Origin of the sequence: Xenophilus azovorans DSM 13620 (genome assembly GCF_000745855.1) — a bacterium.
GTDB lineage: Bacteria > Pseudomonadota > Gammaproteobacteria > Burkholderiales > Burkholderiaceae_C > Xenophilus > Xenophilus azovorans.
Genome location: NZ_KN050768.1, coordinates 21,696 through 40,220 on the forward strand (window position 1 = coordinate 21,696; position 18,525 = coordinate 40,220).

Annotated in this window: 21 protein-coding genes; 3 read left to right on the forward strand and 18 right to left on the reverse strand. The window is 71.3% G+C overall.

Features of this window, described 5'->3' with window-relative positions; translation table 11 throughout:
- Positions 1 to 8 precede the first annotated feature (8 nt).
- From Q392_RS30085 to Q392_RS30160, 16 genes are all read right to left on the reverse strand, one after another.
- Positions 9 to 599: a rhomboid family intramembrane serine protease gene (locus Q392_RS30085; protein ID WP_038218185.1), complete on the reverse strand. Its 591-nt coding sequence runs from the start codon at positions 597 to 599 to the stop codon at positions 9 to 11.
- Positions 600 to 640: 41 nt separating this feature from the next.
- Positions 641 to 1,831: an MFS transporter gene (locus Q392_RS30090; RefSeq protein WP_038218187.1), complete on the reverse strand. Its 1,191-nt coding sequence runs from the start codon at positions 1,829 to 1,831 to the stop codon at positions 641 to 643.
- Positions 1,828 to 2,961, reverse strand: coding sequence for a chorismate synthase (gene aroC, locus Q392_RS30095; protein WP_038218188.1), 1,134 nt, complete (start codon positions 2,959 to 2,961; stop codon positions 1,828 to 1,830). Before aroC ends, Q392_RS30090 begins: the two co-directional genes overlap by 4 nt.
- A gap of 37 nt (positions 2,962 to 2,998) precedes the next feature.
- A complete protein-coding gene (locus tag Q392_RS30100) occupies positions 2,999 to 3,760 on the reverse strand; it encodes an ABC transporter ATP-binding protein (RefSeq protein WP_038218189.1) in 762 nt (253 codons plus the stop codon).
- Entirely contained in the window at positions 3,757 to 5,610 is a 1,854-nt protein-coding gene (locus Q392_RS30105) for a branched-chain amino acid ABC transporter ATP-binding protein/permease (protein ID WP_051954103.1), read from the reverse strand. Before Q392_RS30105 ends, Q392_RS30100 begins: the two co-directional genes overlap by 4 nt.
- Positions 5,607 to 6,635, reverse strand: a complete 1,029-nt coding sequence (locus Q392_RS30110) for a branched-chain amino acid ABC transporter permease (protein ID WP_038218190.1) — start codon at positions 6,633 to 6,635, stop codon at positions 5,607 to 5,609. The genes Q392_RS30105 and Q392_RS30110 overlap by 4 nt, the downstream gene beginning before the upstream one ends.
- Before the next feature lie 92 nt (positions 6,636 to 6,727).
- Positions 6,728 to 7,879: an ABC transporter substrate-binding protein gene (locus tag Q392_RS30115; RefSeq protein WP_038218191.1), complete on the reverse strand. Its 1,152-nt coding sequence runs from the start codon at positions 7,877 to 7,879 to the stop codon at positions 6,728 to 6,730.
- Between the two features lie 81 nt (positions 7,880 to 7,960).
- On the reverse strand, positions 7,961 to 8,581 hold the full coding sequence (locus Q392_RS30120; RefSeq protein WP_038218192.1) for a TetR/AcrR family transcriptional regulator: 621 nt from the start codon (positions 8,579 to 8,581) through the stop codon (positions 7,961 to 7,963).
- Positions 8,582 to 8,591: 10 nt separating this feature from the next.
- A complete protein-coding gene (paaE, locus tag Q392_RS30125) occupies positions 8,592 to 9,686 on the reverse strand; it encodes a 1,2-phenylacetyl-CoA epoxidase subunit PaaE (protein ID WP_038218194.1) in 1,095 nt (364 codons plus the stop codon).
- On the reverse strand, positions 9,683 to 10,207 hold the full coding sequence (gene paaD, locus Q392_RS30130; RefSeq protein ID WP_084217498.1) for a 1,2-phenylacetyl-CoA epoxidase subunit PaaD: 525 nt from the start codon (positions 10,205 to 10,207) through the stop codon (positions 9,683 to 9,685). The genes paaE and paaD overlap by 4 nt, the downstream gene beginning before the upstream one ends.
- A complete protein-coding gene (gene paaC / locus Q392_RS30135; protein WP_038218198.1) occupies positions 10,204 to 10,977 on the reverse strand; it encodes a 1,2-phenylacetyl-CoA epoxidase subunit PaaC in 774 nt (257 codons plus the stop codon). The genes paaD and paaC overlap by 4 nt, the downstream gene beginning before the upstream one ends.
- A gap of 10 nt (positions 10,978 to 10,987) precedes the next feature.
- The gene (paaB, locus tag Q392_RS30140) at positions 10,988 to 11,293 is read right to left on the reverse strand and encodes a 1,2-phenylacetyl-CoA epoxidase subunit PaaB (protein WP_038218200.1); all 306 of its coding nucleotides are present in this window, start codon (positions 11,291 to 11,293) and stop codon (positions 10,988 to 10,990) included.
- Positions 11,290 to 12,300 (reverse strand): 1,2-phenylacetyl-CoA epoxidase subunit PaaA, encoded by a 1,011-nt coding sequence (gene paaA / locus Q392_RS30145; RefSeq protein ID WP_038218202.1) that lies wholly within the window; start codon positions 12,298 to 12,300, stop codon positions 11,290 to 11,292. Before paaA ends, paaB begins: the two co-directional genes overlap by 4 nt.
- A gap of 19 nt (positions 12,301 to 12,319) precedes the next feature.
- The gene (paaK, locus tag Q392_RS30150; RefSeq protein WP_038218205.1) at positions 12,320 to 13,630 is read right to left on the reverse strand and encodes a phenylacetate--CoA ligase PaaK; all 1,311 of its coding nucleotides are present in this window, start codon (positions 13,628 to 13,630) and stop codon (positions 12,320 to 12,322) included.
- Between the two features lie 25 nt (positions 13,631 to 13,655).
- Positions 13,656 to 14,096, reverse strand: coding sequence for a hydroxyphenylacetyl-CoA thioesterase PaaI (gene paaI, locus Q392_RS30155; protein WP_038218207.1), 441 nt, complete (start codon positions 14,094 to 14,096; stop codon positions 13,656 to 13,658).
- A 3-nt stretch (positions 14,097 to 14,099) separates the two neighbouring features.
- A complete protein-coding gene (locus tag Q392_RS30160) occupies positions 14,100 to 14,897 on the reverse strand; it encodes an enoyl-CoA hydratase-related protein (RefSeq protein ID WP_038218208.1) in 798 nt (265 codons plus the stop codon).
- A 146-nt stretch (positions 14,898 to 15,043) separates the two neighbouring features.
- Here Q392_RS30160 and Q392_RS30165 point away from each other — a divergent pair, with 146 nt between their 5' ends.
- From Q392_RS30165 to Q392_RS30175, 3 genes are all read left to right on the forward strand, one after another.
- Entirely contained in the window at positions 15,044 to 15,646 is a 603-nt protein-coding gene (locus Q392_RS30165) for a phenylacetic acid degradation protein PaaY (RefSeq protein WP_038218209.1), read from the forward strand.
- A 173-nt stretch (positions 15,647 to 15,819) separates the two neighbouring features.
- On the forward strand, positions 15,820 to 16,131 hold the full coding sequence (locus tag Q392_RS30170) for an EthD family reductase (RefSeq protein ID WP_038218214.1): 312 nt from the start codon (positions 15,820 to 15,822) through the stop codon (positions 16,129 to 16,131).
- 79 nt (positions 16,132 to 16,210) lie between these two features.
- Positions 16,211 to 16,633 carry a cupin domain-containing protein gene (locus Q392_RS30175; RefSeq protein WP_038218219.1) on the forward strand — a complete coding sequence of 141 codons (423 nt, stop codon included), beginning with the start codon at positions 16,211 to 16,213 and terminating at the stop codon, positions 16,631 to 16,633.
- 3 nt (positions 16,634 to 16,636) lie between these two features.
- Here the strand turns inward: Q392_RS30175 and Q392_RS33585 are convergent, their stop codons facing one another.
- Together Q392_RS33585 and Q392_RS31585 are read right to left on the reverse strand one after the other, a co-directional pair.
- On the reverse strand, positions 16,637 to 16,876 hold the full coding sequence (locus tag Q392_RS33585; RefSeq protein ID WP_051954104.1) for a response regulator: 240 nt from the start codon (positions 16,874 to 16,876) through the stop codon (positions 16,637 to 16,639).
- Positions 16,864 to 18,468 (reverse strand): sensor histidine kinase, encoded by a 1,605-nt coding sequence (locus Q392_RS31585; protein WP_051954105.1) that lies wholly within the window; start codon positions 18,466 to 18,468, stop codon positions 16,864 to 16,866. The genes Q392_RS33585 and Q392_RS31585 overlap by 13 nt, the downstream gene beginning before the upstream one ends.
- Between the last annotated feature and the right edge of the window lie 57 nt (positions 18,469 to 18,525).

Consider the following 18,525-nt stretch of genomic DNA (forward strand, 5'->3'; position numbering starts at 1 on the left):
GGGTGGGCCTATCTTCGTCCGAAGGGGGACTGGCCGCGCCAGTAGCGGATGAGCAGCCAGCCCGCGGCCAGCCCGCCCAGGTGCGCGAAGTGCGCCACGCCGGCGAAGCTGCCGGTCACGCCGAAGATCAGTTCCAGCGCGCCGTACAGCGCCACGAAGACCGGCGCCGGCATGGGGATGGGCGGGATCAGCGGCACGATCTTGCGCTTGGGGAACATCATGGCGAAGCCCACCAGGATGCCGAACAGGCCGCCCGAGGCGCCGACCGTCGGGTAGGTGCTGTCGCCCAGCGCCGCCACCACGAGCTGCGCCGCCGCCGCGCCGAGCACGCTGACGAAGTAGAAGACCAGCAGGCGCTTCGAGCCCCACAGCCGCTCCAGGTCGGAGCCGAACATCCACAGGCCGAACATGTTGAACAGCAGGTGCGAGAAGCCGCCGTGCAGGAAGGCGTAGGTCACCAGCTGCCAGGGCGCGAAGAAGCCGGAGCCGACGGGCCACAGCGCCAGCGCGCCGGTCAGCCCTTCCGACAGGCCCTGGGCCAGGAACACGATGACGTTGGTGAGGATCAGCGCCTGGACGGCGGGAGGCATGGAGAACATCCGGTCGGGACTTTCGTCGAAGACAGAGGGAAAGGGTCGGCTCAGGCGGGCGCCCCGGACTCGCAGCGCAGCACGCGCCAGGCGCACAGGCTGCCGGCCAGCGCCAGCACCGCCGCGGCGCCGAACATGGCCACGAAGCCGAAGCGCTGGGCTGCGGCGCCGCCGGCCAGCACGCCGATCACGCCCCCGAAACCATAGCCGATCACGGTGAACAGCGCCTGGCCCCGGCCCCGCAGGCTGCCGGGGAAATGCTGCGACACCAGCGCGATGCAGGTGGTGTGGTGCGCCGCGAACGACAGCGCATGCAGCAACTGCGCCAGCACCAGCGCGGCGAACCACTGGCCCAGGCCGCCGGTCAGCGCGAAGCGCAGCACGCCCGCGGCGCCGCACAGCAACAGCCAGCGCGGCATGCTCAGGCGGCGCATCAGGCGCCCCTGCAGCCAGAACCAGCCGATCTCCACCAGCACCGACAGCGCCCACAGGAAGCCGATCACGCCCTTGCCGTAGCCCAGCGAGTCCAGGTACAGCGACAGGAAGCCGTAGACGCTGAAGTGCGCCATCACGTGGAAGAACAGCGAGGCCAGGAACCAGCGCACCGCCGGCTGTCGCAGCACCGGCCCGACCGGCGCCTGCGCCTGCGCGGCCTGGGCCACCGGCTCGCGCGTGTCGGGCAGCCGCAGCGTGGCCAGCAGCACCAGCGCCAGCGAGCCCGTCGCCCAGCCGGGGAAGTGCCCCATGCCGAAGCGCTCGAACCACTCGCCCGCCAGCAGCACGGTGACGAGGAAGCCCGCCGAGCCGCACAGGCGGATGCGCCCGTAGCGGCCCCAGTCGCCCGCCACCAGGTGCGCCATCGCCGCCTCGGTCAGCGACATCATCGAGCTGGTGTGGGTGAACATCACCAGCAGCACCACCAGCACCCACCAGGCGCCGCCGCCGTGCCACCACAGGCCGAGCGAGCCGACCAGCGCCACGGCCGCGCTGTAGCGCAGCAGCTTGACGCGCTCGCCGGTGCGGTCGGACAGCGCGCCCCAGGCATAGGGCGCGAACACCCGGGTGACGGACTGCACCGAGGTCAGCAGGCTGATGGTGAAGATCGGCAGCCCCAGGCTCTGCAGCCACAGCGGCAGGTAGGGGTTGAAGAAGCCGATGTGCGCGAAATAGCTGGCCGACAGGCCCGCGAAGGCCAGCAGCGAACGCCGGCTCGCCGCCGCGGCCGGTGGCGCGGGGCTCACAGGAAGGAGGACTGCGGGCCCTCGTGCTCCGTCGCGGTGCCGCCGGCCTCGCGCCGGCGCGCGCGCTCCACGTCGCCGCACTGCGCGCGGTGGCGCAGCGCGTGCTCCATCACCACCAGCGCCAGCATCGCCTCGGCGATGGGCGTGGCGCGGATGCCCACGCAGGGGTCGTGGCGGCCCTTGGTGACGACCTCGACCGGCTGGTCGTGGATGTCCACCGAGCGGCGCGGGCTGATGATGGAGCTGGTGGGCTTGATGGCGATGCTCACCTCCAGGTCCTGCCCGGTGCTGATGCCGCCCAGCACGCCGCCGGCGTTGTTGCTCTCGAAGCGCCCACCGGGGCCGATGCTGTCGCCGTGCCGGGTGCCGCGCTGCGCCACGCTGGCGAAGCCGGCGCCGATCTCCACGCCCTTGACGGCGTTGATGCCCATCATCGCGTAGGCGATGTCGGCGTCGAGCTTGTCGAACAGCGGCTCGCCCAGGCCCACCGGCACCCGGCTGGCGGTGACGCGGATGCGCGCGCCGCAGGAGTCGCCGGCCTTGCGCAGCGCGTCCATGTACGCCTCCAGCGGCGCGACGTCGGCGATCGGCGCGAAGAAGGGGTTCTGGTCGACGTGGTCCCACGAGGCGAAGGGGATCTCCAGCTCGCCGATCTGCGCCATGCAGCCGCGAAACACGGTGCCGTACTGCTCGAACAGCCACTTCTTGGCCACCGCGCCGGCCGCCACCATGGGCGCCGTCAGCCGCGCCGAGGAGCGGCCGCCGCCGCGCGGGTCGCGGATGCCGTACTTCTTCCAGTAGGTGTAGTCGGCATGGCCCGGGCGGAACTGCTGCGCGATGGCGCCGTAGTCCTTGCTGCGCTGGTCGGTGTTCTGGATCAAGAGCGCGATCGGCGTGCCGGTGGTGCGGCCCTCGTACACGCCGCTGAGGATCTGCACCGCGTCGGGCTCGTTGCGCTGGGTGACGTGGCGGCTGGTGCCGGGGCGGCGGCGGTCCAGGTCGGGCTGGATGTCGGCCTCGGCGAGGCGCAGCCCGGGCGGGCAGCCGTCGATCACGCAGCCGATCGCGGGGCCATGCGATTCGCCGAAATTGGTGACCGCGAACAGGGTGCCGAAGGTGTTGCCGCTCATGGCGGCGGATTATCCCCAGAACGGTGCGGCGCCGCGCTCAGCCCGCCGCCGTCACGGCATGCTTGTTGCCCAGCCCCAGGTAGGTGTCGATGATGCGGCGGTCGCTCAGCAGGTCGCCGGCGGCGCCCTCCAGCGCCACCTTGCCGGTCTCCAGCACGTAGCCGCGGTCGGCCACCTGCAGCGCGGCGCGGGCGTTCTGCTCGACCAGCAGCACCGACACGCCGTGCGAGCGCAGCGCGCCCACCACCTGCAGCACCTCGCGCACCACCAGCGGCGCCAGGCCGAGGGACGGCTCGTCCAGCATCAGCAGGCGCGGGCGCGCCATCAGCGCGCGGCCGATGGCCAGCATCTGCCGCTCGCCGCCCGACAGCGTGCTCGCCAGCTGCGCCCGGCGCTCCTTCAGGCGCGGGAAGATGGCGAACACCTCCTCCATGCGCTCGCGCTGGTCGCGCCGGCCGGTGCGCCAGCGGTAGAAGCCGCCGAGCAGCAGGTTGTCCTCCACCGGCATCTCGCCGAACAGCTCGCGCCGCTCGGGCACCAGGGCGACGCCGCGCGCCACCATCGCCTCGACGCTGGGACGCGCGATGCGCTCGCCGTCGAAGGTGAGCGCGCCGCGCGAGGGCAGCAGGCCCATGGCAGCCCCCAGCAGCGTGGTCTTGCCGGCGCCGTTGGGGCCGATCACGGTGACGATCTCGCCCTCGTCGATGTGCAGGGCCACGCCGTGCACCGCCTCCACGCTGCCGTAGGACACGTGGAAGTCCTCCAGCGCGAACAGACGCCGGGTATCGCCCGTGCTCATGCCACCGCTCCCGCCACCACCACCCCGGGCACGGCGGCCGGCGCCACGTCGTCGCCCCCACCCAGGTAGGCGTCCAGCACGCGCGGGTTGCGCTGCACCTCGTCGGGCGTGCCTTCGGCGATGACGCAGCCGAATTCCAGCACCGTCACGCGGTCGGCCAGGTTCATGACGAACTCCATGTCGTGTTCCACCACCAGGATGCCCAGCCCTTCCGCGCGCAGTTGCGACAGCAGCCGCGCCAGCGCCTGCTTCTCCAGGTGGCGCAGGCCGGCGGCCGGCTCGTCCAGCAGCAGCGCCGCCGGCTGGCCGGCCAGGGCGCGCGCGATCTCGACCACGCGCTGCTGGCCCAGGGCCAGCGACGCCGCCGGCCGGTCGGCGAACTCGCCCAGGCCGCAGCGCTCGATCTGGCGCCGCGCCTCGGCCAGCAGGTCGGCCTCCTCCGCGCGGTCCAGCCGCAGCATGGCGGCCAGCCAGCCCTTGCGGCCGCGCAGGTGGGCGCCCAGGGCGACGTTCTCCAGCACGCTGCGCTCGCCCAGCAGGCGCACGTGCTGGAAGGTGCGGCCCAGGCCGCGCGCCGCGAAGTCGCGCGAGGGCCGGCCGTTCATCGGCTCGCCCAGCAGGCGCACCTGGCCCTCGGTGGGGTCGTCCACGCCGGAGATCATGTTGAAGAAGGTGCTCTTGCCGGCGCCGTTGGGGCCGATCAGCGCGTGCACCTCGCCGGCGCGCAGGGTCATGTTCACGTCGCTGTTGGCGACCAGGCCGCCGAAGCGCTTGGTCACGCCGGCGGCCTCCAGCAGCAGCTCGCCGGCCGCGGGCAGCGCACGGGTGGGCAGCGGGCGCGCCTCGCGCGGCGAGCGGCGGCGCCCGGGCCGCAGGAAGGGGGCGCTCCAGCGCGCCAGCGTGGGCCACAGCCCTTCCGCGAAGCGCTGCAGCACCAGCACCATCAGCAGGCCGAAGACGATCTGCTCGAAGTTGCCGCTGGCGCCCAGCAGGTGCGGCAGCCAGTCCTGGAGCTGCTCCTTGAGCAGCGTGATGAGCGTGGCGCCCAGCACCGCGCCCCACAGGTGGCCGGCGCCGCCGACCACCGCCATGAACAGGTACTCGATGCCGATGTTCAGGCCGAAGGGCGTGGGGTTCACGAAGCGCTGCATGTGGGCGTACAGCCAGCCCGACAGCGCCGCCAGCAGCGCCGCCAGCACGAACACCTTGACGCGATGGCGCGCCGTGTCCACGCCCATCGACTCGGCCATGAGCTGCCCCGACTTCAGCGCGCGGATGGCGCGGCCCTCGCGCGAGTCCAGCAGGTTGTGCAGCGCCCACAGCGCCAGCAGCAGCACCGCCCAGATCACCGGCCCCAGCACGCGCGGCGAGGCCAGCGAGAAGCCGAACACGTCGAGCGCCGGCAGCCCGCGCACGCCGGTCTGCCCGCCGAGGAACTCGAGGTTGCCGAACAGGTAGTACAGGCCCAGCCCCCAGGCGATGGTGCACAGCGGCAGATAGTGCCCCGAGAGCTTGACGGTGATGGCGCCCAGCCCCCACGCCAGCGCGAAGGTGATCGCCAGGCCGAGCGCCAGCCCCAGCCAGGGCAGCAGCGCCGGCGGCAAGGCGGCCAGCGCCGAGGTGGCCGTCGGCGAGGTGCAGGCCCAGGCCGTCGCGTAAGCGCCGAGCGCGACGAAGGAGGCCTGGCCGAAGGAGGTCATGCCGCCGACGCCGGTGAGCATGACCAGCCCGGCCGCCACCATCGCGTACAGCGCGATGTAGCTGAAGACGGTGGTGGTGAAGTCGGGCAGGAAGGGCCAGGCCACCGCGAGGGCCGCGATGAACGCCAGCGTCAGGTGGCGCCGCGTCATTCTTCATCCTCCACGTGCCGGCTGTGCAGCGAGCGCCACCACAGCACGGGGATGATGAGCGTGAACACCAGCACCTCCTTGAAGGCGCTGGCCCAGAAGGAGGAGAAGGACTCCAGTTGCCCCACCACCAGCGCGCCCAGCAGCGCCGCCGGGTAGCTGGCGAGGCCGCCGACGATGGCGGCGACGAAGCCCTTCAGGCCGATCAGGAAGCCGGTGTCGTAGTAGACGGTGGTGATGGGCGCCACCAGCAGCCCCGCCACCGCGCCGATCAGCGCCGCCAGCGCGAAGCTCAGGTCGCCCGAGAGGTCGGTCGGGATGCCCATCAGCCGTGCGCCGACGCGGTTCATCGCCACCGCGCGCAGCGCCTTGCCGACGATGGAGCGCTCGAAGAAGACGAACATCAGCACCACCAGCAGCACCGTCACGCCGACCACCACCAGCGACTGGCCCGCCACCGGGATGCCGCCGAGGTCCAGCCGCGCGTCGGAGAAGGCCGGCGTGCGCGAGCCCTCGGCGCCGAAGAACAGCAGCCCCAGCCCGACCAACACGCCGTGCAGCGCCACCGAGACGATCAGCAGGATCAGCACCTTGGCATGCGCCAGCGGCCGGAAGGCCAGCCGGTACAGCAGCGGCCCGAGCGGCGTGATCACCAGCAGCGTCGCCAGCGCCTGGCTCCACAGCGACGCCGGCTTGCCCAGCAGCACGACCGCCGCCGCGAGCAGCGGGAAGACGACGGCCCAGGCCAGCGTGGACTTCCACTCCACCATCGCGCCGCGCCTGGCGCGCCACAGCTCGACCACGATCACCAGCGCCGCCAGCACCAGCAGCAGCCACAGCGTGCCCGGCACCTTGCCGGCGCCCAGCGCCGCCATCGACAGCGCGCCGAAGGCCACCAGTTCGCCCTGCGGGATGAAGATGACGCGCGTGACCGAGAACACCAGCACCAGTGCCAGTGCCATCAGCGCATAGATCGCGCCGTTGACGATGCCGTCCTGCCCCAGCAGCAGGGCGATCTGAAGGTCCATGTCAGTCCGTTTTCAAGGGGCCGCAGCGCGGCCGGATACAGGAAGGCGGCCGGCACCCTCGCGGATGCACGGCCGCCGCCGCAGCATGCCGCTCAGTTCGAGATGTATTTCCAGGCGCCGTTCTGGATGGTGACCATCACGCGGGCGCGGTTGTCCAGGCCCAGGTGGTCGGTCGGCGTCATGCTGAACACGCCGTGCGCGCCGGCCACTTCCTTGACGCCTTCCAGCGCGTCGCGCAGCGCGGCGCGGAACTCGGGCGTGCCCGGCTGCGCCTTCTTCAGCGCCTCGGGCACGGCCGCCTGCAGCACCAGCCCGGCGTCCCAGGCGTGGCCGCCGAAGGTGGCGGTGGAACCCTTGCCGTTGGCGGCCTCGTAGGCCGTCACGTAGGCCAGCGCGGACTTCTTCACCGGATTGGCGTCGGGCAGCTGGTCGGCCACGAGCATCGGGCCCGAGGGCAGGATGGTGCCCTCCACGTCCTTGCCGCCCACGCGCAGGAAGTCGTTGTTCGCCACGCCGTGCGTCTGGTAGATCTTGCCCTTGTAGCCGCGCTCCACCAGCGTCTTCTGCGGCAGCGCCGCGGGCGTGCCCGAGCCGGCGACCAGCACCGCGTCCGGGTTGGACGAGATGATCTTCAGCGCCTGGCCGGTGACGGAGGTGTCGGTGCGCGAGTAGCGCTCGTTGGCCAGCAGCTTGATGTTCTTGGCCGCGGCGGCCTTGGAGAACACGTCGTGCCAGCCCTCGCCGTAGGCGTCGGAGAAGCCGATGAAGGCCACCGACTTGACGCCGTGGGCGGCCATGTAGTCGACGATGGCCTGGGCCATCATGTCGTCGTTCTGCGGCGTCTTGAAGACCCACTTCTTCTTGTCGTCCATGGGCGAGATGATCCGCGCCGAGGCGGCCAGCGTGATCATCGGCGTCTTGCCCTCGGCCACCACGTCGATCATCGCCAGCGAGTTGGGCGTGACGCTGGAGCCGATGATCACGTCGGCCTTGCTCTCGGTGATCAGCTTGCGGGTGTTGTTGACGGCGGTGGTGGTGTCGCTGGCGTCGTCGAGCACCACGTAGTTGACCTTCTGGCCGCCGATGGTCTTGGGCATCAGCGCGATGGTGTTCTTCTGCGGGATGCCCAGCGAGGCCGCCGGGCCGGTGGTCGAGAGCGTGACGCCGACGGTGAGGTCGGCCCACGACAGGCCGGCTGCGCACACGAGGGCCACGGCGGCCAGCGCCTTGATCTTGAACTTCATTGGGGTTGTCTCCTTGGTGGTCGGAAGCGGATGGAAATTAATTTAATAAGTTAAGTAATTCTTCGCAATAGATTGAAACACCTAGACGCCGGTTTCCGCCTCCTGCGGAACCCTCACTTTCGGCAGCCCGCCCAGGAACAGGTCGGCCACCACCGGGGCCATGTCCTCGTAGTCCAGCGGGCCCTCGGGCTTCATCCAGGTGAACATCCAGTTGATCATGCCGAACAGCAGCATCGTGAGCGGCATGCCCATGACGGTGCCCTCCAGGTCCGGCCGCAGGGCGACGACGGCGCGGGCGAAGCCGCGCACCACGGCGCGCTCCTGGTCCAGCACGCGCTGCCGGTCGTCGGGCTCGAGGAACTTCACGTCCTCGGTCAGCACCCGGTGCGCGCTCTGGGCGGTGGCGTACTCGCGCACCAGGCTCAGGATCAGCTCGCGCATGCGCTGCTCGGCCGGCAGGCGCCGGGCCGCCACCTCCTCCACGATCGCGGCCAGCCGCGTGACGTGCGCCTCGGCGATGTTGACCAGCAGCGTGTACTTGTCCTTGTAGTAGTGGTAGAGCGTGGCCTTCGACAGGCCGCAGGCCTCCGCCACCTGGTTCATGGACGTGGCCGGGTAGCCGCGCCGGGCGAACAGCAGGCCCGCCTGCGCCAGGATCATGTCGCGCTGGTCGTCGTAGCCGGCTGCCCGTCCTCTGGCCATCGTCTTCCTTTCACCGTTCGTCGAAGGACAGGACCACCCGCTCGGTGGTCGGGTGCGCCTGGCAGGTGAGCACGAAGCCGGCCGCCACCTCGGCCTTGTCGAGCGCGAAGTTGCGCTCCATGCGCACGTCGCCCTCCAGCACCTTGGAGCGGCAGGTGCCGCACACGCCGGAGGTGCAGGAGTACGGCACCTCCAGCCCGGCGGCCGAGGCGCAGTCGAGGATGCTGGGCTGATCGCGGTGGAACTCGATCTCGCGCCTGAGGCCGTCGCGCACGATGACGATGCGGGCGCGCTCGGCGTCGCCCGGCCGCGCCTCGTGCATCACGGCGCCGATGCCGGCGGGCGCGCCGGGCGCGGCCTGCGCGATGCCGAAGCGCTCGATGTGGATGGCCGACTCGGGCACGCCGGCCGCGCGCAGCGCCGCCTCGGCCTCGTCGTTCATCTGGAAGGGGCCGCAGATGTAGGCATGGTCGATGGTCCAGGCCGGCACCAGGGTGGACAAAAAGTCGCCGATCTTCTCGCGGTCGAGCACGCCCATGTTGATCGGCGCGTCGGTGTGCTCGTCGGAGAAGACGTGGTGCAGCACCAGCCGCGTGAGGTAGCGGTTCTTCAGGTCCTCCAGCTCCTCCTTGAACATGGTGGAGCGCAGGTGGCGGTTGCCGTAGATCAGCGTGAAGCGGCTGCCCGGCTCGCGCGCCAGCACGGTCTTCATGATCGAGAGGATCGGCGTGATGCCGCTGCCGCCGGCGATGCCGAGGTGGTGGCGGTGTTCTTCCGGCGCCAGCGGCACGAAGAAGCGGCCCTGCGGCGCCATCGCGCTGATCTCGTCGCCGGGCTGGAGCTGTTCGTTGATCCAGTTGGAGAACACGCCGCCGCGCACCTTGCGCACGCCCACGCGCAGCACGCCGTCGTCGACGCCGGCGCAGATGGAGTAGGAGCGGCGCAGGTCCTGCCCCTCGATCTGCTTGCGCGGCGTGAGGTACTGGCCCTGGGTGAAGCCGAAGGTCTCGCGCAGGTCGGGCGGTACCTCGAAGCTGACGACGACGGCTTCCTGGGTGTCCGGCTCGATGGCCTTGACCTTGAGGGAATGGAACAAGGTGCTCATATCGGCTTGAAATGCTCGAAGGGCTCGCGGCAGGCGATGCAGCGGTACAGCGCCTTGCAGGCGGTGGAGCCGAAGGCCGAGAGGCGCTCGGTGCGCTCGCTGCCGCAGCGCGGGCAGGGCACCGGCGGCGCGGCGCGGCGGCTCACGATCCGGATGGGGACGCCCTCGCCCGCCGCGGCGGCACCCGGCGGCGCGATGCCGTACTCGCGCAGCTTGCGGCGGCCTTCGGCGCTGATCCAGTCGGTGGTCCAGGCCGGGGCGCGGCGCAGCGTGGCGCGCGCGGGGCCGAGGCCGGCGGCGGCCAGGGCGTCGAGCACGCTCCGTTCGATGACTTCGGTGGCGGGGCAGCCGGAATAGGTCGGCGTCAGCACCACCTCCAGCGCGTCGCCCTCCTCGCGCACCTCGCGCACGATGCCGAGGTCGCACACCGACAGCGCGGGCACTTCCGGGTCCGGCACGCCGGCCAGCACGTCCCACGCGCGCTCGACACGCGGCGATGCGGCGACGGCCAGCGCGTTCACCACACGCCTCCGGGGTAGGCGCGCTGCAGGTGCTGCATCTCGGCCAGGATGAAGCCCATGTGCTCGCTGTGCACGCCGCGCTTGCCGGTGCTGAGGAAGGGCGTCTCCGCCGGCACGGCCAGGCCGGCCTCGCCCAGCACCTCGACCATCTGCGCCTGCCAGTCGCTCTTCAATTCGCTCCAGCGCGGGCCCAGGCCGCTCGCGGCCGCCGCCTCGTCCACCGCGTCGTCGGCGAACAGCTCGGCGGCGTAGGGCCACAGCGTCTCCAGCGCGGCCAGCATGCGGCGGCGCGATTCCTCGGTGCCGTCGCCCAGGCGCACCACCCAGTCGGCGGCATGCTGCTGGTGGTAGCGCGCCTCCTTGACGGCCTTGGCGGCGATGGCGGCCAGCTCCTCGTCGCCCGACGCCTGGAGCCGCGTCCACAGCAGGCGCAGGAAGGTGGCGGCCATCGCGTTGCGCAGCACCGTGAAGGCGAAGTCGCCGCGCGGCAGCTCCACCAGCGTCGGGTTGCGGTAGTCGCGCTCCTCGCGCAGGAAGGCGAGCTGGTCCTCGTCATGGCCGCGGCCTTCCACCGCGCCGGCATGCAAGAACACGGCGCGCGCCTGGCCGATCAGGTCCAGCGCCATGTTGGCCAGCGCGATGTCCTCCTCCAGCACCGGCGCGTGGCCGGTCCACTCGCCCAGGCGCTGGCCGAGGATGAGCGCGGTGTCGCCGATGCGCAGCAGGTACTGCGTGGCCGCGTCGGGCGCGATGTCGATGGATGGCTGCATCACGCTGCCCTCACATGTGGTCCACCGAACCCGGCAGCTTGTAGAAGGTCGGGTGGCGGTACACCTTGTCCTCCATCGGGTCGAAGTACATGTCCTTGTCGCCCGGGTCGCTGGCCACGATCTGGTCGGCGCGCACCACCCACACGCTGGTGCCTTCCTGGCGCCGGGTGTAGACGTCGCGCGCCATCTGGATCGCCATCTTCGCGTCGGCGGCGTGCAGGCTGCCGCAGTGCTTGTGGTCCAGGCCGGCCTTGGTCCGCACGAACACCTCCCACAGCGGCCACTCGGCGCCTTCGGGTTTCACGTTGTCGTTCATGCAGCCTCCTTGAATTTCTGCTCGTGCTTGGCGGCATGCGCCAGCGCCGCCTCTCGCACCCAGGCGCCGTCTTCCCAGGCCTTCACGCGCGCGGCCAGCCGCTCGCGGTTGCAAGGGCCGTTGCCGCCGATCACGCGCCAGAACTCGTCCCAGTCGATGCGGCCGTAGTCGTGATGCTGGCGCTCCTCGTTCCATTTCAGGTCCGGGTCCGGCAGCGTCACGCCCAGCACCTTGGCCTGCTCCACCGCGGCGTCGACGAACTTCTGCCGCAGCTCGTCGTTGGAGACACGCTTGATGCCCCAGCGCATGGACTGCGCCGAGTTGGGGCTCTGGTCGTCCGGCGGGCCGAACATCATCACCGAGGGCCACCACCAGCGGTTGACCGCATCCTGCACCATCGCCTTCTGCGCCTCGGTGCCCTGCTGCATCATCACCAGCAGGCTCTCGAAGCCCTGGCGCTGGTGGAAGCTCTCCTCGCGGCAGATGCGCACCATGGCCCGCGCATAGGGTGCGTAGGAGCAGCGGCAGATCGGCACCTGGTTCATGATGGCCGCGCCGTCCACCAGCCAGCCGATGGTGCCGACGTCGGCCCAGGTGAGCGTGGGATAGTTGAAGATCGAGCTGTACTTGGCCTTGCCCGTGTGCAGCGCCTCCAGCATCTGGTCGCGGCTGGTGCCCAGCGTCTCGGCCGCGGCGTACAGGTACAGGCCGTGGCCGCCCTCGTCCTGCACCTTGGCCAGCAGGATGGCCTTGCGCTTGAGGGTGGGCGCGCGGGTGATCCAGTTGCCCTCGGGCAGCATGCCGACGATCTCCGAGTGCGCGTGCTGGCTGATCTGGCGCACCAGCGTCTTGCGGTAGTGCTCGGGCATCCAGTCCTTGGCCTCGATGAAGGCGCCGTCGTCGATGCGCGCATCGAAGCGCGCCTCCAGCATCGCCTCCTCGGCGGAGCGGACGGGCTTGCGGGCGTCGGCGTCCTTGCCGGCGGTGTCCATGGCTTGGGTGTACATGACGGAACTCCTTGGCTGTTCAGCGCGAACGCTGGTCGAACACGCGCCTGGCCTTGCCGGTGAGCGTGCGCTCGATGCCGTCGGGCGGCAGCACGCTCACCACCGTGCTCACGCCGATCAGCGTCTTGATGCGGTGCTGCACCCAGGCGGCGATCTCCTGCACCGGGGCGCCGGCGGCGGCATCGGGCTGCAGCTCGCAGCGCACCTCCACCTCGTCCAGGTGGCCCTGGCGGCGCACCACGAGCTGGTACTGGCCCGAGAGCTGCGGGTGCTGCAGCACGATCTCCTCCACCTGCGTGGGGAACAGGTTCACGCCGCGGATGATGAGCATGTCGTCGCTGCGGCCGACGATCTTGCCCATGCGGCGGAAGGCGCGCGAGGTGGGCGGCAGCAAACGCGTGAGGTCGCGCGTGCGGTAGCGCACGATGGGCAGCGCCTCCTTGGTGAGCGTGGTGAAGACCAGCTCGCCCTCCTCGCCGTCGGGCAGCACCTCGCCGGTCTCCGGGTCGATGATCTCCGGGTAGAAGTGGTCTTCCCAGATCACCGGGCCGTCCTTCGACTCGATGCACTCGCTCGCCACGCCGGGGCCCATCACCTCCGACAGGCCGTAGATGTCCACCGCGTCGATGCCGGCCTTGGCCTCGATCTCGCGGCGCATCGCCTCGGTCCACGGCTCGGCGCCGAAGATGCCGACCTTGAGCGACGACTCGCGCGCATCCACGCCCTGGCGCGCGAACTCCTCGACGATCACCTGCATGTAGCTGGGGGTGACCATGATGATCGAGGGCTGCAGGTCGCGGATGAGCTGCACCTGCTTCTCGGTCTGCCCGCCCGACATGGGGATGACGGTGCAGCCCAGCCGCTCGGCGCCGTAGTGGGCGCCCAGCCCGCCGGTGAACAGGCCGTAGCCGTAGGACACGTGCACCAGGTCGCCGGCCCGCCCGCCGGCGGCGCGGATGGAACGCGCCACCAGGTCGGCCCAGCGGTCGATGTCGCCCAGCGTGTAGCCCACCACCGTCGGCTTGCCGGTGGTGCCGGACGAAGCGTGTACCCGCGCCAGTTGCTCGCGCGGCACGGCCAGCATGCCGAAGGGGTAGTTGTCGCGCAGGTCGTGCTTGACGGTGAAGGGGAACTTCGAGAGGTCGGACAGCTGCTTGAGATCCGACGGGTGCACGCCCTTCGCGTCGAAGGCGCGGCGGTAGTGCGGCACGTTCTCGTAGGCATGCGCCAGCGTAGCGCGCAGGCGCTCCAGCTGCAGCGCGGCGATCTCGTCGCGGCTGGCGGTCTCGATGGGTTCCAGGTCGCCGGGGGCGGGCTGCTTGACGGGCATCAGGTGTCTCCTTGGTCTTCTCGGCTCAGCGCGGTACGGCCGGCCGGCCCTTGGCGGTGTAGGAACGGCCGCGGAACACCGCGATGCGCTCGCCGCGCTGGTTGCTCACTTCCACGTCGTACACGCCGGTGCGCCCGGCCCTCGACACCTCGGCGCAGCGGGCGGTGAGCACGTCGCCCAGGCGGCCGGGCGCGACGAAGTCGACGCCGAAGCCCGAAGCCACGGTCAGCTCGTCGTAGGAATTGCAGGCATAGGCGAAGGCGGAATCGGCCAGCGTGGCGATCAGGCCGCCGTGGCAGATGTCGTGGCCGTTGAGCATGTCCTCGCGCACGGTCATGGTCACGGCGGCGCGGCCGGGGGCGATCTCCGTCACCTCCATGCCCAGCGCCTTGAGCGCGCGGTCGTTGGCGAACATGCCGCGCCGCACGTGCTCGGCGATCTGCTGCGGTGTGGTGCTGTCGGTCATCGTTCAGCGGTCGGTGAACTGCGGGGCACGGCGCGCGCCGAAGGCGGCGACGCCTTCCTGGTAGTCGTGGGCGCGGCCCAGGTCGCTCTGCAGGCGCGCCTCTTCGTCCAGGGCCTGCTCCAGCGTGAGCGACTGGGCGCCGTCGAGCGCCGCGCGCGTGGCGGCGAGCGCCCTGGACGGCATGGCCGCGAGCCTGCCCGCCAGCGCCGCGGCCTCGTCGGCCAGCGCCGCGTCGTCCACGCAGCGCCAGACCAGGCCGATGCGCTCGGCCTCCTCCGCAGCCAGCTTGTCGCCCAGCATCGCCAGGCCCAGCGCCCGCGCACGGCCCACCAGGCGCGGCAGCAGCCAGGTGCCTGCGGTGTCAGGCACCAGCCCGATCTTGGCGAAGGCCTGGATGAAGCTGGCCGAGCGCGCGGCCAGCACGACATCGCAGCACAGGGCCAGGTTGGCGCCGGCACCGGCGGCCACGCCGTTGACGGCCGCCACCACCGGCACCGGCATGCTTTTCAGGCGCAGCACCAGCGGCTTGTAGAAGCGCGAGATCACCTCGCCCAGGTCCTTGGGCGCAGCGCCCGGCTCGGGCGCGACGGCGGGATCGGCCAGGTCCTGCCCGGCGCAGAAGGCCCGGCCGGCGCCGGTCAGCACCACGGCGCGCACGGCGGCGTCGCCCGCGGCGGCGTCCAGCGCGGCCATCAACTGGGCGTGCATCTCCTGCGTGAAGCTGTTGAGCGCCGCGGGGCGGTTCAGCGTCAGGGTGCGCACGGGGCCGTTCGTGCTTTCCTGCACCAGGGCGTCGGACATGGGGCGTCTCCGGGGATGTGGGGTCGTCGGCCGGGCTCGAAAAATACTTTCGACCGACCGGTCGGCAGATCATAGAATTGCCGCCGGCGTTGACGCAAGTCGCACGCTCCCCGTGAAAACCCGAAGCCATCAGGAGACAAGAACCCATGCCCTGCTACGCCATCGAAGGCGTGGTCCCCGTGGTGGACCCGAGCGCCTATGTGCACCCCACCGCCGTGCTGATCGGCGACGTGATCGTCGGCCCCGGCTGCTATGTCGGCCCGGCCGCCTGCCTGCGCGGCGACTTCGGCCGCATCGTGCTGGAGGCCGGCTCGAACGCGCAGGACACCTGCGTGGTGCACGGCTTCCCGGCGCAGGACACGGTGGTGCGCGAGAACGGCCACATCGGCCACGGCGCGGTGCTGCACAGCTGCGTGGTCGGCCGCGACGCGCTGGTGGGCATGAACGCGGTGGTGATGGACGAGGCGGTGATCGGCGAGCGCGCCATCGTCGCCGCCTGCGCCTTCGTGCCCGCCGGCATGCAGGTGCCGCCCGCCACGCTGGTGGCCGGCGTGCCGGCGAAGGTGAAGCGCCCGCTGGGCGACGAGGAGATCGCCTGGAAGCTGGAGGGCACCCACACCTACCAGGACCTCACGCGCCGCTGCCTGGCCAGCATGCGCGAGGTGTCGCCGCTGGCGCAGGTCGAGGCCGATCGGCCGCGTGTGCAATCACCGGACGTCAAGCCTTTGATCGCAGCACGCCGCGGTTGATGCCGGATCGCGGTCAACCATCGACCGTTCACGCCGAGCTTGTCGAAGCGCCGCGCGAGGCTTCGATCCTTCGACAAGCTCAGGACAGGCCGAGCTCAGCCCGAACGGCTCAGGCAGATCGACACCAGTCCTATGAGACGATTTCCCCTCACCCCAACGAAAAGGAGACCCCCGTGATCCGTGTCAGCGTCATGTACCCCTTCACCGAAGGCGCCCGCTTCGACCACGACTACTACCGCGACCAGCACATGCCGATGTTCAAGGCGCGCCTGGGCGACGCCTGCCGCAGCGTCCAGGTCGACCGCGGCCTGGCCGGCCCCACGCCGGGCTCCAAGCCGCTGTACGAGGCGATGTGCCACGTGCTGTGCGACTCGGTGGAAGCCTTCCAGGCCGCCTTCGGCCCGCATGCGAAGGAGATCAACGGCGACGTGAAGAACTACACCGACATCCGGCCGGTGATGCAGATCAGCAGCGTCGTCGCCTGAGCCGCGCCGGCCCGCCGGGCCGGGAATGCTTCGTGCATGCGGCCGCGCAGCATCCCTCTTCCCACGAAAGGAGTGCCCCATGCTGGACCGTGCCGCGACGAAGTTCTCCCATGTGAAGCCCGGCGACACCGAATACAAGAGCGGCGGCTTGCGCGACTTCTTCCTCTACCGCGACCTCGGCGTGGCCGAGGCGACCCACGGCAAGGTGATCGCGCACCTGGTCAAGGCCAACATGGCACCCGAGGAGGGCACCGGCTGGCACCGCCATGAGGCGGACTTCCAGATCGTCATCATGGTCAAGGGCTGGGCCCGCTTCATGTACGAGGACCGGGAGACGCTGGTCGAGGCGGGCGACGTGGTGCACCAGCGCCCCGGCATCCGCCACTACCTGTTCGACTACTCGCCGGACATGGAGTACCTGGAGATCGTCTCGCCGGCCGACTTCAGGAGCGTCGACGTCGAGCCCGTGTGCGCGGTGCCGGAGCCCACGCCCTGGAAGTAGCGGCTACGCCTCCGGCGCCGCGCCGACCAGGTCGCGCACGGTGTCCAGCAGGTGTTCCGGCTGCACCGGCTTGAACAGCACCACCAGCCCGCTCTCGTAGGCGGCGCGCACGCGCGCCGGCGCCGTGTCGCCGGTGACCAGGATGGCCGGCAGCGCCCGGCCCGCCTGCTCGCGCAGCAGCGCCGCGGCCTGGATGCCGTTGAGCTCGTCGGCCAGGCGGAAGTCCACGATCAGCACGTCCACCGCGCCGCCAGCGCCTCGCTGGCCTGCGCCACGGTCTGCGCCACGTCCACCCGCTCGCAGTGCGGCGCCAGCCAGATGCGCATGGCCTCGCCGACGGCGCGCTCGTCGTCCAGCACCAGCACCCGCGGACGCACCGCGCCCGCCGCCGCGGACGCGGGCGCCTGCGCGTCGGCCGGCGCGGCAGAAGGCGGCACCACCGCATGGCGCGGCAGATCGAGCCAGAACACGCTGCCCCGCCCGGGCACCGAGCGCAGCCCCACCTGCGCCTGCAGCAGCGCCGCCAGCCGCTTGACGATCGACAGCCCGATGCCCAGGCCGTTGCTGATGTCGCGGTGCGCGTTGTCCACCTGGTAGAACTCGTCGAACAGCAGCGGCAGGTGTTCGGCCCGCACGCCGCGGCCGGTATCCCACACCGCCAGGCGCAGCCGGTCGCCGCGCACCCGCGCGCTGACCAGCACGCCGCCGCGCTGCGTGTACTTGAGCGCGTTGTCGACGAGGTTGGACAGCACGCGGAACACCAGGTCCGCGTCGGTCGCCACCACCTCCGGCAGCGGGTGGAAGCGCAGCGCCAGCCCCGCCGCCTCGGCGCGCTCGCCGTGGATCTGCGCCAGCCGCAGGAAGACCTGCTCGATCGCCACCGGCGCGAACACCGGCTGCACCGCGCCGGCCTCGATCTTCGAGATGTCGAGCATCGCGTTGAGCAGGCCGCTGACGGCGTCGGTGGCCTCCACCACCCGGTCGGCCACCGGCAGCGATGGATGGCCCTGCAGGTCGCGCTGCAGCGAACGCGAGAACAGCGCCAGCGCGTGGATCGGCTGGCGCAGGTCGTGGCTGGCCGAGGCGAAGAAGCGGCTGCGCTCGCGGTGCAGCCGCTCCAGGTCGAGCGACTGGCGCATCAGCTGCTCGCTCAGCGCCTCCCGCTCCAGCTGGGCGTGCAGACCCTGGCGCAGCAGCGCATGCTGGGTGAAGCCGAAGCGCGCCGTGACGACGGTGAACATCACCGCCGCGGCGGCCAGCGCCCAGCCGAGCACGCCGCCGTCCCACGCGAAGCGCGAGGCCAGGCCCAGCCCCACCGGAAACAGCCATGCGCCCACCGCCGAACGCCAGGGCGCGACGCCCGGCAGCGAGGCGGCCAGCATGCCGAAGATCATCACGGCCATCAGCGCCTGGGCGCCCGGCTGCGCGCCGGGGCCGCCCGCCGGCAGCATGAGCCAGGGCGCCAGGCCCCACGCGACGGCGGCGGCCGCCAGCGGGAAGACATAGCGCCAGGCGCCCCGGGGCTGTTCGGTCGGGAAGCGGTCGGCCGGGTAGAGCTGCTCGTTGCGGCGCATGTGCCACCAGCGCAGCGCCTGCGCCGCATGCACCGCCGCCGCCCACACGAAGACCATCGGGCTGCGCGTGAGGGCCCAGAACATGACCCAGGTGAACACCGCCGCCACGAAGGCCGCGAACTGCGTGCGGCGTCCCATCACGAAGAGCTGCCGCAGCAGCCGCCCGCGCACCGCCTCCTCGGGCACCGCCACCGGCTGCGGCTGCACCGCCGCCGATGGCCCCAGTGCACCGGGGGCAGTGACGGGCGGGTCGGCGAGCATGCGTCCAGTTTACGGAACACGCCGCGCGCCGGGCGATGCCTTCAGACATTCCTGAAC